The 16,307-nt window shown below is 56.2% G+C and carries 12 protein-coding genes, 1 tRNA gene and 1 pseudogene; all 14 read left to right on the top strand.

Going from position 1 to position 16,307, the window contains the following annotated elements; genetic code table 11:
* Positions 1-384: pseudogene (locus tag BLO97_RS30105) on the top strand (elongation factor Tu); the annotation flags it as partial.
* Between the two features lie 53 nt (positions 385-437).
* Positions 438-513 (top strand) — tRNA-Trp (locus BLO97_RS30100).
* 45 nt (positions 514-558) lie between these two features.
* Entirely contained in the window at positions 559-927 is a 369-nt protein-coding gene (gene secE, locus BLO97_RS30095; protein ID WP_003206102.1) for a preprotein translocase subunit SecE, read from the top strand.
* A gap of 9 nt (positions 928-936) precedes the next feature.
* Positions 937-1,470 carry a transcription termination/antitermination protein NusG gene (gene nusG, locus BLO97_RS30090; RefSeq protein WP_003186097.1) on the top strand — a complete coding sequence of 178 codons (534 nt, stop codon included), beginning with the start codon at positions 937-939 and terminating at the stop codon, positions 1,468-1,470.
* Positions 1,471-1,587: 117 nt separating this feature from the next.
* A complete protein-coding gene (rplK, locus tag BLO97_RS30085; protein WP_003176435.1) occupies positions 1,588-2,019 on the top strand; it encodes a 50S ribosomal protein L11 in 432 nt (143 codons plus the stop codon).
* A complete protein-coding gene (rplA, locus tag BLO97_RS30080; protein WP_003186095.1) occupies positions 2,019-2,714 on the top strand; it encodes a 50S ribosomal protein L1 in 696 nt (231 codons plus the stop codon). The genes rplK and rplA overlap by 1 nt, the downstream gene beginning before the upstream one ends.
* Positions 2,715-2,913: 199 nt before the next feature.
* Positions 2,914-3,414, top strand: a complete 501-nt coding sequence (gene rplJ / locus BLO97_RS30075) for a 50S ribosomal protein L10 (protein WP_003206099.1) — start codon at positions 2,914-2,916, stop codon at positions 3,412-3,414.
* A gap of 78 nt (positions 3,415-3,492) precedes the next feature.
* Positions 3,493-3,858 carry a 50S ribosomal protein L7/L12 gene (rplL, locus tag BLO97_RS30070; protein WP_007970414.1) on the top strand — a complete coding sequence of 122 codons (366 nt, stop codon included), beginning with the start codon at positions 3,493-3,495 and terminating at the stop codon, positions 3,856-3,858.
* A 220-nt stretch (positions 3,859-4,078) separates the two neighbouring features.
* The gene (gene rpoB / locus BLO97_RS30065) at positions 4,079-8,152 is read left to right on the top strand and encodes a DNA-directed RNA polymerase subunit beta (RefSeq protein WP_013694338.1); all 4,074 of its coding nucleotides are present in this window, start codon (positions 4,079-4,081) and stop codon (positions 8,150-8,152) included.
* Positions 8,153-8,216: 64 nt separating this feature from the next.
* Entirely contained in the window at positions 8,217-12,416 is a 4,200-nt protein-coding gene (gene rpoC, locus BLO97_RS30060) for a DNA-directed RNA polymerase subunit beta' (RefSeq protein ID WP_047230482.1), read from the top strand.
* A gap of 216 nt (positions 12,417-12,632) precedes the next feature.
* Complete coding sequence (gene rpsL / locus BLO97_RS30055; protein ID WP_003186084.1) at positions 12,633-13,004, top strand: 30S ribosomal protein S12; 372 nt, start codon at positions 12,633-12,635, stop codon at positions 13,002-13,004.
* Between the two features lie 102 nt (positions 13,005-13,106).
* A complete protein-coding gene (rpsG, locus tag BLO97_RS30050) occupies positions 13,107-13,577 on the top strand; it encodes a 30S ribosomal protein S7 (protein ID WP_003186074.1) in 471 nt (156 codons plus the stop codon).
* 30 nt (positions 13,578-13,607) lie between these two features.
* Positions 13,608-15,713: an elongation factor G gene (fusA, locus tag BLO97_RS30045; RefSeq protein ID WP_063324139.1), complete on the top strand. Its 2,106-nt coding sequence runs from the start codon at positions 13,608-13,610 to the stop codon at positions 15,711-15,713.
* Positions 15,714-15,744: 31 nt separating this feature from the next.
* A partial coding sequence (locus BLO97_RS30040; RefSeq protein ID WP_139197750.1) for a GTP-binding protein occupies positions 15,745-16,307 on the top strand: 563 nt, incomplete at its 3' end.

Raw genomic sequence — 16,307 nt, 5'->3', positions numbered from 1 at the left:
GAAGGTCGTGCTGGCGAGAACTGCGGCGTACTGCTGCGCGGCACCAAGCGTGACGACGTTGAGCGTGGCCAGGTTCTGGTCAAGCCAGGCACCGTCAAGCCGCACACCAAGTTCACCGCAGAAGTTTACGTTCTGAGCAAGGAAGAAGGCGGTCGTCACACTCCGTTCTTCAAAGGCTATCGTCCACAGTTCTACTTCCGTACAACTGACGTGACTGGTAACTGCGAGCTGCCAGAAGGCGTTGAAATGGTAATGCCAGGTGACAACATTCAGATGACTGTTACCCTGATCAAGACCATCGCGATGGAAGACGGTCTGCGTTTCGCTATCCGTGAGGGCGGTCGTACCGTCGGCGCTGGCGTCGTAGCCAAAGTCATCGAGTAAACAGTTGTAATGTCTTTTTCGGGCCGGCATAATGGTCGGCCTGATTTTGTTTTAGGTCAGTAGCTCAATTGGCAGAGCGACGGTCTCCAAAACCGTAGGTTGGGGGTTCGATTCCCTCCTGACCTGCCAGATTCACTCGGTGTGTCTGGCTTTCTTTTCACAGGATCTTCATAGATGACTCCTAAAGCTGAAGCTCAAGGCTCTCGCTTCGATCTGCTCAAGTGGCTAGTGGTAGTCGCTTTGGTGGTTATTGGCGTTGTTGGCAATCAGTATTATTCTGCTTCGCCGATCCTGTACCGCGTACTTGCATTGCTCGCCATTGCTGCTGTTGCTGCCTTTGTAGGCCTGCAGACAGCCAAGGGCAAGTCTTTCTTTGTACTCGCTAAGGAAGCTCGCACCGAGATTCGTAAAGTCGTATGGCCGACTCGCCAAGAAACCACGCAGACCACGTTGATCGTTGTGGCTGTTGTTCTGGTAATGGCGTTGCTGTTGTGGGGGCTCGATTCCCTGCTCGGCTGGCTTGTTTCCTTGATTGTTGGCTAAGGGTGTCCCGTGGCTAAGCGTTGGTACGTTGTGCATGCTTACTCGGGTTACGAGAAGCATGTCATGCGCTCGCTGGTAGAGCGCGTAAAGCTGGCTGGCATGGAAGATGGCTTCGGCGAGATTCTGGTCCCCACTGAAGAAGTGGTTGAGATGCGTAATGGCCAGAAGCGCAAAAGTGAACGTAAGTTCTTTCCGGGCTACGTGCTGGTGCAGATGGATATGAACGAAGGGACTTGGCACTTGGTCAAGGATACCCCTCGGGTGATGGGCTTTATTGGCGGTACCGCCGACAAGCCTGCGCCGATCACGGATAAAGAGGCAGAAGCGATTCTGCGTCGCGTCGCTGATGGTAGCGACAAGCCGAAGCCGAAGACACTGTTTGAGCCGGGTGAGGTTGTACGCGTCACCGACGGTCCATTCGCTGATTTTAACGGCACGGTTGAAGAAGTTAACTACGAAAAGAGCCGGATCCAAGTGGCAGTGCTCATTTTCGGTCGCTCTACTCCGGTAGAGCTAGAGTTCAGCCAGGTCGAAAAGGTCTGATTGAACAGGCATCCCAACCCCGCAGCCCAAGGCTGTGGGGTTTTGTCGTCACTGGGATAAACGCGCAAGTAACCGGGGAGCCTTTCGAGGCGTTCGAACCCGTAATTGGAGTGCCTCATGGCCAAGAAAATTACCGCTTACATCAAGCTGCAAGTGAAGGCCGCTCAGGCTAACCCAAGCCCACCTGTTGGTCCTGCCCTGGGTCAGCACGGCGTGAACATCATGGAATTCTGCAAGGCCTTCAACGCCCGTACTCAGGGTCTTGAGCCAGGTCTGCCGACTCCAGTGATCATCACTGTCTACAGCGACCGTAGCTTCACTTTCGAAACAAAAAGCACCCCAGCTTCGGTTCTGCTGAAGAAGGCTGCAGGTTTGACCAGCGGTTCCGCTCGTCCAAACACCGTTAAGGTTGGCACCGTTACCCGTGCTCAGCTGGAAGAAATCGCGAAAACCAAAAACGCGGATCTGACTGCAGCTGATATGGATGCAGCCGTGCGTACTATCGCCGGTTCTGCTCGTAGCATGGGCCTTAACGTGGAGGGTGTGTAATGGCTAAGCTGACCAAGCGTCAAAAGGCTATCGCCGGCAAAATCGAAGCAGGCAAGGCCTACAACTTTGTAGACGCCGCCGCTCTGCTGGCTGAGCTGTCGACTGTCAAGTTCAGCGAGTCGTTCGACGTTGCTGTGAACCTGGGCGTTGACCCACGTAAATCCGACCAGGTCGTTCGTAGCGCTACCGTGCTGCCACACGGCACTGGCAAGACCGTTCGTGTAGCTGTCTTCACCCAGGGCCCAGCAGCTGAAGCTGCTCTGGCTGCTGGTGCTGATCGCGTAGGCATGGACGATCTGGCTGCTGAAATGAAGGGCGGCGACCTGAACTATGACGTAGTGATCGCATCCCCGGATGCCATGCGCGTTGTAGGTCAGTTGGGTCAGATCCTCGGTCCACGTGGTCTGATGCCTAACCCTAAAGTCGGCACCGTAACGCCAGACGTAGCCACTGCGGTTAAAAACGCCAAGGCTGGTCAGGTTCGTTATCGCACCGACAAAAACGGCATCATCCACACTTCCGTTGGCAAGATCGGCTTCGATGCCGTCAAGCTGAAGGAAAACGTTGAAGCCCTGATCGCTGATCTGAAGCGTATCAAGCCAGCTTCTTCGAAAGGTATCTACGTCAAGCGCGTTACCCTGAGCACCACTATGGGCCCAGGTCTGGTTATCGATCAGAGCTCGCTCGACGCGTAAGACTCGGATTGGCGCAAGTAATTGCGCCAATCAAAAAAATTGGGGTCCCTGCCTGGCGGGGGCTGTCCAAGACCGTAGGCGACGCAAGTCTTAAACCACAAGCCTACGCAGATGGTGCTCCCGGTTCCTTACCGAATCAGACACCAAAACGACATTCGGTTTCGACCGGATGAAACGGTAACAAGCAGGAGTTAAACCCGTGGCAATTAAACTCGAAGACAAGAAGGCCATCGTCGCTGAAGTCAACGAGGCTGCCAAAGCTGCTCTGTCCGCTGTCGTGGCTGATGCCCGTGGCGTAACAGTAGGCGCTATGACCGGACTCCGTAAAGAGGCTCGTGAAGCTGGCGTTTATGTACGTGTTGTACGTAACACCCTGCTCAAGCGCGCTGTTGCTGACACTGAATACAGTGTCCTCAACGACGTGTTCACCGGCCCGACCTTGATCGCGTTCTCCACCCAACATCCTGGCGCTGCTGCCCGTTTGTTCAAGGAATTCGCCAAAGGTCAGGACAAGTTCGAGATTAAGGCAGCTGCGTTCGAGGGCAAGTTCCTCGCAGCTAACCAGATCGACGTACTGGCAACTCTGCCGACCCGTGACGAAGCAATTTCTCAGCTGATGAGCGTGATTCAAGGCGCAACCAGCAAGTTGGCTCGTACTCTGGCGGCACTGCGCGACCAGAAAGAAGCTGCCGCAGCCTAAGGCTCGACACTCCTTTTCGCGTTTTTTGTTTATTTCGATGGTCGCGTAGGCCGTCCCCCAATCCAGGAATTTAGAGTCATGTCTATCTCTCAAAACGATATCCTCGAAGCCGTTGGCAACATGTCCGTAATGGAAGTTGTTGAGCTGATCAAAGCTTTCGAAGAAAAATTCGGTGTTACCGCTGCTGCTGCTTCCGCTGGTCCAGCTGTTGCTGCTGCCGTTGCTGAAGAGCAAACCGAATTCAACGTCATGCTGACCGAAGCTGGCGAGAAGAAAGTAAACGTGATCAAGGCAGTACGTGAACTGACCGGTCTGGGCCTGAAAGAAGCCAAGGCTGTAGTTGACGGCGCTCCTGCCATGGTTCTGGAAGCTGTTGCCAAAGACGCAGCTGACAAAGCCAAGGCCGCTCTGGAAGAAGCAGGCGCTAAAGTCGAGCTGAAGTAAGCATCGACTTTGCGTCTCCAGCCCGAGCGTTAAGCGACAGGCTGATGGCTGGTGGCTCTTGCCACCGGCCTTTTTCCGTTATTGGCAGCCGACTGGGTCGGTGCCGATAGCGAGCTGTAACCACCCTATGTGGTGGCGCAAACCATGGGGTTTGCACGATTTTCTGGCTGCTCCCGTCGGGAGGGGCCAAACAAGCAGGTGACCAAGCTGGGGAACGCTGATGGCTTACTCATATACTGAGAAAAAACGTATCCGCAAGGACTTTAGCAAGTTGCCGGACGTCATGGATGTGCCGTACCTCCTGGCCATCCAGCTGGATTCGTATCGTGAATTCTTGCAAGCGGGAGCGACTAAAGATCAGTTCCGCGACGTGGGCCTGCATGCGGCCTTCAAATCCGTTTTCCCGATCATCAGCTACTCCGGCAATGCTGCGCTGGAGTACGTCGGTTATCGCCTGGGCGAACCGGCATTTGATGTCAAAGAATGCGTATTGCGCGGTGTTACTTACGCCGTACCTTTGCGGGTAAAAGTGCGCCTGATCATTTTCGACAAAGAATCGTCGAACAAAGCGATCAAGGACATCAAAGAGCAAGAAGTCTACATGGGTGAAATCCCCCTGATGACTGAGAACGGTACCTTCGTAATCAACGGTACCGAGCGTGTAATCGTTTCCCAGCTGCACCGTTCTCCGGGCGTGTTCTTCGACCACGACCGTGGCAAGACGCACAGCTCCGGCAAACTGCTTTACTCCGCGCGCATCATTCCTTACCGCGGTTCGTGGTTGGACTTCGAGTTCGACCCGAAAGACTGCGTATTCGTGCGTATCGACCGTCGTCGCAAGCTGCCTGCATCGGTACTGCTGCGCGCGCTCGGCTATACCACCGAAGAAGTGCTGGACGCGTTCTACACCACCAACGTTTTCCATGTGCAAGGTGAAAACCTCAGCCTGGAACTGGTGCCTCAGCGCCTGCGCGGTGAAATCGCTGTCCTCGATATCCAGGATGACAAAGGCAAGGTTATTGTCGAGCAGGGTCGTCGTATCACCGCTCGCCACATCAACCAGTTGGAAAAAGCCGGGATCAAAGAGCTGCAGGTACCTCTGGACTACGTCCTGGGGCGCACCACGGCCAAGGTCATCGTGCATCCGGCCACCGGCGAAATCCTGGCAGAGTGCAACACCGAGCTGAACACCGAGATCCTGGCAAAAATCGCCAAGGCCCAGGTCGTTCGCATCGAGACGCTGTACACCAACGACATCGACTGCGGTCCGTTCATCTCCGACACGCTGAAGATCGACTCCACTGGCAACCAGCTGGAAGCCCTGGTCGAAATCTATCGCATGATGCGTCCTGGCGAGCCACCAACCAAGGATGCCGCCGAGACCCTGTTCAACAACCTGTTCTTCAGCCCTGAGCGCTATGACCTGTCTGCGGTCGGCCGGATGAAGTTCAACCGTCGTATCGGTCGTACCGAAATCGAAGGTTCGGGTGTACTGAACAAGGACGACATCGTTGCTGTCCTCAAGACCCTGGTCGATATCCGTAACGGCAAGGGCATCGTCGATGACATCGACCACCTGGGTAACCGTCGTGTTCGCTGCGTAGGCGAAATGGCCGAGAACCAGTTCCGTGTTGGCCTGGTGCGCGTAGAGCGTGCGGTCAAGGAACGTCTGTCGATGGCTGAAAGCGAAGGCCTGATGCCGCAAGACCTGATCAACGCCAAGCCTGTGGCTGCGGCGGTGAAGGAGTTCTTCGGTTCGAGCCAGCTGTCCCAGTTCATGGACCAGAACAACCCGCTGTCCGAGATCACCCACAAGCGTCGTGTCTCCGCACTCGGCCCGGGCGGTCTGACCCGTGAGCGTGCCGGCTTCGAAGTTCGTGACGTACACCCGACGCACTACGGTCGTGTATGCCCGATCGAAACGCCGGAAGGTCCGAACATCGGTCTGATCAACTCCCTGGCTGCCTATGCGCGCACCAACCAGTATGGCTTCCTCGAGAGCCCGTACCGTGTGGTGAAAGACGCCCTGGTTACGGACGAGATCGTGTTCCTGTCCGCCATCGAAGAAGCTGATCACGTGATCGCTCAGGCTTCGGCCACGATGAACGACAAGAAGGTCTTGGTCGACGAGCTGGTAGCTGTTCGTCACTTGAACGAGTTCACCGTCAAGGCGCCGGAAGACGTCACCTTGATGGACGTATCGCCGAAGCAAGTAGTTTCGGTTGCAGCGTCGTTGATCCCGTTCCTCGAGCACGACGACGCCAACCGTGCGTTGATGGGTTCGAACATGCAGCGTCAAGCTGTACCAACCCTGCGTGCCGACAAGCCGCTGGTAGGTACCGGTATGGAGCGTAACGTTGCCCGTGACTCCGGCGTTTGCGTCGTGGCTCGTCGTGGTGGCGTAATCGACTCCGTCGACGCCAGCCGTATCGTGGTTCGTGTTGCCGATGACGAAGTTGAAACTGGCGAAGCCGGTGTCGACATCTACAACCTGACCAAATACACCCGCTCCAACCAGAACACCTGCATCAACCAGCGTCCGCTGGTGAGCAAGGGTGATCGGGTTCAGCGCAGCGACATCATGGCCGACGGTCCGTCCACCGATATGGGTGAACTGGCGTTGGGTCAGAACATGCGCATCGCGTTCATGGCATGGAACGGCTTCAACTTCGAAGACTCCATCTGCCTGTCCGAGCGTGTGGTTCAGGAAGACCGCTTCACCACGATCCACATCCAGGAACTGACCTGTGTGGCCCGTGACACCAAGCTTGGCCCAGAGGAAATCACTGCGGACATCCCGAACGTGGGTGAAGCTGCACTGAACAAGCTGGACGAAGCCGGTATCGTTTATGTGGGTGCTGAAGTAGGCGCAGGCGACATCCTGGTGGGCAAGGTCACTCCGAAAGGCGAGACCCAGCTGACCCCGGAAGAAAAACTGCTGCGTGCCATCTTCGGTGAAAAAGCCAGCGACGTTAAAGACACCTCCCTGCGTGTGCCTACTGGCACCAAGGGTACGGTCATCGACGTACAAGTCTTCACTCGCGACGGCGTTGAGCGTGATGCTCGTGCACTGTCGATCGAGAAGACTCAACTCGACGAGATCCGCAAGGACCTGAACGAAGAGTTCCGTATCGTCGAAGGCGCAACTTTCGAGCGTCTGCGCTCCGCTCTGGTCGGCCACAAAGCCGAAGGCGGCGCCGGCCTGAAGAAAGGTCAGGAAATCACCGACGAAGTTCTCGACGGTCTTGAGCATGGCCAGTGGTTCAAACTGCGCATGGCTGAAGATGCTCTGAACGAGCAGCTCGAGAAGGCCCAGGCCTATATCGTTGATCGCCGCCGTCTGCTGGACGACAAGTTCGAAGACAAGAAGCGCAAACTGCAGCAGGGCGATGACCTGGCTCCAGGCGTGCTGAAAATCGTCAAGGTTTACCTGGCAATCCGTCGTCGCATCCAGCCGGGCGACAAGATGGCCGGTCGTCACGGTAACAAAGGTGTGGTCTCCGTGATCATGCCGGTTGAAGACATGCCGCACGATGCCAATGGCACCCCGGTCGATGTGGTCCTCAACCCGTTGGGCGTACCTTCGCGTATGAACGTTGGTCAGATCCTTGAAACCCACCTGGGCCTCGCGGCCAAGGGCTTGGGCGAGAAGATCAACCGTATGATCGAAGAGCAGCGCAAGGTCGCTGACCTGCGTAAGTTCCTGCACGAGATCTACAACGAGATCGGCGGTCGCAACGAAGAGCTGGACACCTTCTCCGACCAGGAAATCCTGGATCTGGCGAAGAACCTGCGCGGCGGCGTTCCAATGGCTACTCCGGTGTTCGACGGTGCCAAGGAAAGCGAAATCAAGGCCATGCTGAAACTGGCTGACCTGCCAGAAAGCGGCCAGATGCAGCTGTTCGACGGCCGTACCGGCAACAAGTTCGAGCGCCCGGTTACCGTTGGCTACATGTACATGCTGAAGCTGAACCACTTGGTAGACGACAAGATGCACGCTCGTTCTACCGGTTCTTACAGCCTGGTTACCCAGCAGCCGCTGGGTGGTAAGGCGCAGTTCGGTGGTCAGCGTTTCGGGGAGATGGAGGTCTGGGCACTGGAAGCGTACGGTGCTGCATACACTCTGCAAGAAATGCTCACAGTGAAGTCGGACGATGTGAACGGCCGGACCAAGATGTACAAAAACATCGTGGACGGCGATCACCGTATGGAGCCGGGCATGCCCGAGTCTTTCAACGTGTTGATCAAGGAAATTCGTTCCCTCGGCATCGATATCGATCTGGAAACCGAATAACACGTGACGCGAATCGAGAGCGGGGCTGTCTTGCCCGCTCTCTGCTCCGCCAGGAGGAAAGGCCTTGAAAGACCTACTGAATTTGCTGAAAAACCAGGGTCAAGTCGAAGAGTTCGACGCCATCCGTATTGGATTGGCCTCGCCTGAGATGATCCGTTCGTGGTCGTTCGGTGAAGTTAAAAAGCCGGAAACCATCAACTACCGTACGTTCAAACCCGAACGTGACGGCCTGTTCTGCGCCAAGATCTTTGGCCCGGTAAAGGATTACGAGTGCCTGTGCGGTAAGTACAAGCGCTTGAAGCACCGTGGTGTGATCTGCGAGAAGTGCGGCGTTGAAGTCGCGCTGGCAAAAGTTCGTCGTGAGCGCATGGCGCACATCGAACTGGCCTCGCCGGTTGCTCATATCTGGTTCCTGAAATCGCTGCCGTCCCGTATCGGCCTGCTGATGGACATGACCCTGCGTGATATCGAACGTGTTCTCTACTTCGAGAGCTACGTCGTTATCGATCCAGGCATGACCACCCTTGAAAAAGGTCAGTTGCTCAACGACGAGCAGTACTTCGAAGCGCTGGAAGAGTTCGGCGACGACTTCGATGCCCGCATGGGTGCCGAAGCTGTCCGCGAACTGCTGCACGCTATCGACCTGGAACACGAGATTGGCCGCCTGCGCGAAGAAATTCCGCAAACCAACTCCGAAACCAAGATCAAGAAGCTGTCCAAGCGTCTGAAGTTGATGGAAGCCTTCCAGGGTTCCGGCAACCTGCCAGAGTGGATGGTGCTGACCGTTCTGCCGGTTCTGCCGCCAGACCTGCGTCCACTGGTTCCGCTCGATGGCGGTCGTTTCGCGACTTCCGACCTCAACGACCTGTATCGTCGAGTGATCAACCGTAACAACCGCTTGAAGCGCCTGCTTGATCTGTCCGCTCCGGACATCATCGTGCGCAACGAAAAGCGTATGTTGCAGGAAGCGGTCGACGCACTGCTCGACAACGGTCGTCGTGGCCGCGCTATCACCGGTTCCAACAAGCGTCCTCTGAAATCCCTGGCTGACATGATCAAGGGTAAGCAGGGTCGTTTCCGTCAGAACTTGCTCGGTAAGCGTGTTGACTACTCCGGTCGTTCGGTAATTACCGTTGGCCCGACCCTGCGTCTGCACCAGTGCGGTCTGCCTAAGAAAATGGCCTTGGAGCTGTTCAAACCGTTCATTTTCGGCAAGCTGGAAATGCGTGGTCTTGCGACCACCATCAAAGCGGCCAAGAAGATGGTCGAGCGCGAGCTGCCAGAGGTCTGGGACGTTCTCGCTGAAGTGATTCGCGAACACCCGGTTCTGCTCAACCGTGCACCGACCCTTCACCGTCTGGGTATCCAGGCGTTTGAACCGGTACTGATCGAAGGTAAGGCTATCCAGCTGCACCCGCTGGTCTGTGCTGCGTACAACGCCGACTTCGACGGCGACCAGATGGCCGTGCACGTACCGCTGACACTGGAAGCCCAGCTGGAAGCGCGTGCGTTGATGATGTCGACCAACAACATCCTGTCGCCAGCCAACGGTGAGCCAATCATCGTTCCGTCGCAGGACGTTGTATTGGGTCTGTACTACATGACGCGTGAAGCGATCAACGCCAAGGGCGAAGGTCGTGTGTTCGCCGATCTGCAGGAAGTTGACCGTGTGTTCCGTGCCGGCGAAGCCGCACTGCATGCCAAGGTCAAAGTGCGGATCAACGAAACCGTGAACGATCGTGATGGCGGCAGCGTGACCAACACCCGTATCGTCGACACCACCGTCGGCCGTGCGCTGTTGTTCCAGGTTGTGCCAAAAGGTCTGTCCTTCGACGTCGTCAACCTGCCGATGAAGAAAAAGGCGATCTCCAAGCTGATCAACCAGTGCTATCGCGTGGTTGGTCTGAAAGAGACCGTGATCTTCGCTGACCAGTTGATGTACACCGGTTTTGCCTATTCGACCATTTCCGGCGTTTCCATCGGTGTTAACGACTTCGTTATCCCGGATGAAAAAGCCCGCATCATCGGCGCCGCTACCGAAGAAGTGAAAGAGATCGAAAGCCAGTACGCCTCCGGCCTGGTAACCCAGGGCGAGAAGTACAACAAGGTGATCGACCTCTGGTCCAAGGCGAACGACGAAGTCTCCAAGGCGATGATGGCCAACCTCTCGAAAGAGAAAGTCATCGACCGTCATGGCAACGAAGTCGACCAGGAATCCTTCAACTCGATGTACATGATGGCCGACTCGGGCGCACGGGGTTCTGCTGCGCAGATCCGTCAGCTCGCTGGTATGCGTGGCCTGATGGCCAAACCGGACGGCTCCATCATCGAGACCCCGATTACCGCGAACTTCCGTGAAGGCCTGAGCGTACTCCAGTACTTCATCTCCACTCACGGTGCTCGTAAGGGTCTTGCGGATACCGCCTTGAAAACGGCGAACTCCGGTTACCTGACTCGTCGTCTGGTAGACGTTGCCCAGGATCTGGTCGTGACCGAGATCGATTGCGGCACCGAACATGGCCTGGTAATGACTCCGCACATTGAAGGCGGTGACGTTGTAGAGCCGTTGGGTGAGCGCGTATTGGGTCGTGTCATCGCCCGTGACGTATTCAAGCCGGGCACCGAGGACGTGATCGTTCCTGCGGGCACCCTGGTTGACGAGAAGTGGGTCGAGTTCATCGAGCTCAATAGCATCGACGAAGTGATCGTACGTTCGCCGATCAGTTGCGAAACGCGCTACGGCATCTGCGCCAAGTGCTACGGTCGCGACCTGGCACGTGGTCACCAGGTGAACATCGGTGAAGCGGTCGGCGTTATCGCTGCCCAGTCCATCGGTGAGCCGGGTACCCAGCTGACGATGCGTACGTTCCACATCGGTGGTGCGGCAAGCCGGACCTCCGCGGCCGACAGCGTTCAGGTGAAGAATGGCGGTACCGTCCGTCTGCACAACCTGAAGCACGTCGAGCGAGTGGATGGTCACCTGGTTGCTGTGTCCCGTTCCGGTGAGCTGGCCATCGCTGACGACTTCGGTCGCGAGCGCGAGCGCTACAAGCTGCCGTACGGTGCTGTGATTTCGGTGAAGGAAGGCGACAAGGTCGACGCTGGTGCCATCGTGGCCAAGTGGGACCCGCACACTCACCCGATCGTTACCGAAATGAAAGGTACCGTGACCTACGTGGGCATGGAAGAAGGCATCACGATCAAGCGTCAGACCGACGAATTGACCGGTATGACCAACATTGAAGTACTCGATGCGAAAGATCGTCCAGCTGCCGGCAAGGACATCCGTCCTGCTGTGAAGATGGTCGACGACAACGGCAAGGATCTGTTGCTGCCAGGCACTGACGTAATCGCTCAGTACTTCCTGCCAGCCAACGCCCTGGTCGGTGTTGCGGACGGTGCGCGGATCGCGATCGGTGATGTTATCGCTCGTATTCCGCAGGAAACTTCGAAGACCCGCGACATCACCGGTGGTCTGCCGCGTGTTGCCGACTTGTTCGAAGCTCGTCGTCCGAAAGAAGCCTCGATTCTGGCTGAAGTCAGCGGCACCATCGCGTTCGGTAAAGAGACCAAGGGCAAGCGTCGCCTGGTCATTACACCGAACGACGGTAGCGATCCGTACGAAGAGCTGATTCCGAAGTGGCGTCACCTGAACGTCTTCGAGGGCGAACAGGTAAACCGCGGCGAAGTTATCTCGGACGGTCCGAGCGATCCACACGACATCCTGCGTCTGCTGGGTGTGAGTGCGCTCGCCAAGTACATCGTGAACGAGATCCAGGACGTTTACCGTCTGCAAGGCGTGAAGATCAACGACAAGCACATCGAGACCATCCTGCGTCAGATGCTGCGTAAGGTCGAGATCGCTGAATCCGGCGACTCGAGTTTCATCAAGGGCGACCAGATGGAACTGACTCACGTACTGGTGGAAAACGAGCGCCTGGCGACCGAAGACAAGTTTGTCTCCAAGTTCACTCGCGTGCTGCTGGGTATCACCAAGGCGTCGTTGTCCACCGAATCGTTCATCTCGGCGGCTTCCTTCCAGGAAACCACCCGCGTACTGACCGAAGCGGCGGTAACCGGCAAGCGCGATTACCTGCGCGGCCTGAAAGAAAACGTGGTCGTGGGTCGTCTGATCCCGGCCGGTACCGGTTTGGCCTATCACAGCGAACGCAAGCGTCGCCGTGATGCTGACAAGCCGCTGCGCGTAAGCGCCAGTGAAGTGGAAGCTGCACTGACCGAAGCACTGAACTCGAGTGGTAACTGAGTTCTGCGGTAATTGAGTGCCTGGCCCTGGTCGCCCCGTTCGGCGGATCGAGACAAATTGTCGAGATCCGGCGGGCGGGGAGGTCGGGGCCTTGCCTTGACTGGGGACAAGATCCTCTTTAGACTCTTGATCCCCTAAATTTGGCGGGAATTCGTTCCTGCCATTTTGCTTTTCTTGTAAGACAATAGCGTCGCAAGACAACAGTGGAGCTAGTAGATGGCAACTATCAACCAGCTGGTACGTCAGCCGCGTAAGCGTATCGTCGAGAAATCCGACGTGCCTGCGCTGCAGAACTGCCCGCAACGTCGTGGCGTATGCACCCGTGTGTATACCACCACGCCGAAAAAACCTAACTCGGCACTGCGTAAAGTATGCCGTGTGCGTCTGACCAACGGTTTCGAGGTTTCCTCGTACATCGGCGGTGAAGGCCACAACCTGCAAGAACACAGCGTGGTCCTGATCCGCGGCGGTCGTGTAAAAGACTTGCCAGGTGTTCGTTACCACACCGTTCGCGGCTCTTTGGATACTTCCGGCGTTAAAGGTCGTAACCAAGGTCGTTCGAAGTACGGTACCAAGCGTCCGAAATAATCGGCCGTTTAGCAGTTTTTAATTTTATTGAGTCGATAAGAGTAAGGTCGGGCACGCATCCGCTGTCCCGGGCTAACCTGAAGACCGTTTGAGGGCTTATCAATGCCAAGACGTCGCGTAGCAGCCAAACGTGAGATTCTGGACGATCCGAAATACGGAAGCCAGATTCTCGCCAAGTTCATGAACCACGTAATGGAAAGCGGCAAGAAAGCCGTTGCCGAGCGTATCGTTTATGGCGCACTGGACAAAGTTAAGGAACGCAAGAACAGCGATCCCCTGGAAATCTTCGAGAAAGCTCTCGACGCCATCGCTCCGCTGGTCGAAGTGAAGTCGCGCCGTGTAGGCGGTGCTACTTACCAGGTTCCGGTCGAAGTTCGTCCGTCCCGTCGTAACGCCCTGGCAATGCGCTGGCTGGTAGACTTCGCCCGCAAGCGCGGCGAGAAGTCCATGGCTCTGCGTTTGGCTGGTGAACTGTTGGACGCTGCTGAAGGTAAAGGTGCTGCAGTTAAGAAGCGTGAAGACGTGCACCGTATGGCTGAAGCCAACAAGGCTTTCTCGCACTACCGCTTCTAATTTTAGCGTCACTCAATTTGCGAGGGCTTTATGGCTCGTACTACACCGATTAACCGCTACCGTAACATCGGTATCGTTGCTCACGTGGATGCTGGTAAAACCACCACCACCGAGCGCGTCCTTTTTTACACCGGCAAGAGTCACAAAATGGGCGAGGTGCATGACGGCGCCGCGACCACAGACTGGATGGTGCAGGAGCAGGAGCGTGGTATTACCATTACTTCTGCTGCTATCACCGCCTTCTGGAAAGGTTCCGAGAAGCAGTACGCGCACGAGCACCGCTTCAACGTTATCGATACCCCGGGCCACGTAGACTTCACCATCGAAGTTGAACGTTCCCTGCGTGTACTCGACGGCGCTGTCGTTGTGTTCTGTGGTACTTCGGGTGTTGAGCCTCAGTCGGAAACCGTATGGCGTCAAGCCAACAAATACGGCGTTCCACGTCTTGTTTACGTAAACAAGATGGACCGTGCTGGTGCCAACTTCCTGCGCGTGATCGCTCAGATCAAGCAGCGTCTGGGTCACACTCCGGTGCCTATCCAGTTGGCTATTGGTTCGGAAGACAACTTCCAGGGCCAGATCGACCTGATCAACATGCAAGCGGTTTATTGGAATGACTCCGACAAGGGCATGGTCCCTGTTCGCAAGGAAATTCCTGCCGAGCTGTTGGAAGAAGCCGAGCAATGGCGCAGCAACATGGTCGAGGCTGCGGCCGAAGCCAGCGAAGAGCTGATGAACAAGTACCTTGAAGGTGAAGAGCTCACCAACGAGGAAATCAAGGCCGCTCTGCGTCAGCGTACTATCGCTGGTGAGATCGTTCTGGCTGTTTGCGGTTCTTCCTTCAAGAACAAGGGTGTTCCCCTGGTTCTCGACGCCGTTATCGACTTCCTGCCTGCTCCAACCGACATTCCTGCTATCAAGGGTTCCAACCCGGATAACGAGGAAGAGGAAATGGAGCGTCACGCAAGTGATGACGAGCCGTTCGCGGCTTTGGCGTTCAAGATCGCTACCGACCCATTCGTGGGTACCTTGACCTTTGTTCGAGTTTACTCGGGCGTGTTGGCCTCCGGCGACGGCGTGATCAACTCGGTAAAAGGCAAGAAAGAGCGTGTGGGTCGTATGGTGCAGATGCACGCAAACGCCCGCGAAGAAATCAAGGAAGTGCGCGCTGGCGACATCGCGGCCTTGATCGGCATGAAGGACGTCACCACCGGTGAAACTTTGTGCAACGCTGACAAGCCAATCATCCTGGTTCGCATGGACTTCCCGGAGCCGGTTATTTCGGTTGCCGTTGAGCCTAAGACCAAGGACGACCAGGAAAAAATGGGTATCGCTCTGGGCAAGCTTGCTCAGGAAGACCCGTCTTTCCGCGTCAAGACTGATGAAGAGACTGGTCAAACGATCATCTCCGGCATGGGCGAGTTGCACCTGGACATCCTGGTTGATCGGATGCGCCGTGAGTTCAACGTCGAAGCCAACATCGGTAAGCCTCAGGTTTCCTATCGTGAGCGCATCACGAAGAGCTGTGAAATCGAAGGCAAGTTCGTTCGCCAGTCCGGCGGTCGTGGCCAGTTCGGTCACTGCTGGATTCGTTTTGCACCGGCTGACGAAGGTCAGGAAGGTCTGCAATTCCTGAACGAAGTCGTAGGTGGTGTGGTTCCTAAGGAATACATCCCGGCGATCCAGAAGGGTATCGAAGAGCAGATGAAGAACGGCGTTGTCGCCGGCTATCCGCTGATCGGCCTGAAGGCGACTGTGTTCGATGGTTCTTACCATGACGTCGACTCCAACGAGATGGCGTTTAAGGTGGCTGCCTCCATGGCAACCAAGCAGCTGGCCCAGAAGGGTGGTGGTGAGTTGCTTGAGCCGATCATGGCGGTGGAAGTCGTTACGCCTGAAGACTACATGGGTGATGTCATGGGCGACCTTAACCGTCGTCGTGGCATGATTCTGGGTATGGAAGATACGGTTTCCGGCAAAGTGATTCGTGCTGAGGTCCCGTTGGGTGAGATGTTCGGTTACGCGACCGACGTTCGTTCCATGTCTCAGGGTCGCGCAAGCTACTCTATGGAATTCAAAAAATACAATACAGCTCCGTCGCATATCGTCGAGACTGTTACCAAAAAGCAAGGCTGATTCAGCCCCTTTAAGCTAGGAGTTAATTGTCGTGGCTAAAGAAAAATTTGAACGGAACAAACCGCACGTCAACGTTGGCACCATCGGTCACGTTGACCACGGTAAAACCACGCTGACCGCTGCTCTGACCCGTGTCTGCTCCGAAGTTTTCGGTTCGGCCAAGGTTGACTTCGACAAGATCGACAGCGCCCCGGAAGAGAAAGCTCGCGGTATCACCATCAACACCGCTCACGTTGAATACGATTCGGCCGTGCGTCACTACGCACACGTTGACTGCCCAGGTCACGCCGACTACGTAAAAAACATGATCACCGGTGCTGCCCAGATGGACGGCGCGATCCTGGTTTGCTCGGCTGCTGATGGTCCGATGCCACAAACCCGTGAGCACATCCTGCTGTCCCGTCAGGTGGGCGTTCCGTACATCGTTGTCTTCCTGAACAAGGCTGACATGGTTGACGACGCTGAGCTGCTGGAACTGGTTGAGATGGAAGTGCGCGATCTGCTGAGCACTTACGACTTCCCAGGTGATGACACTCCAATCATCATCGGTTCGGCTCTGATGGCTCTGAACGGCCAAGACGACAACGAAATGGG

This window comes from Pseudomonas sp. NFACC05-1, from assembly GCF_900100135.1.
Taxonomy (GTDB): Bacteria; Pseudomonadota; Gammaproteobacteria; order Pseudomonadales; family Pseudomonadaceae; genus Aquipseudomonas; species Aquipseudomonas fluorescens_Q.
The sequence above is the reverse complement of the archived record's forward strand: the minus strand, read 5'-3'. Positions and strand labels throughout refer to the sequence as shown.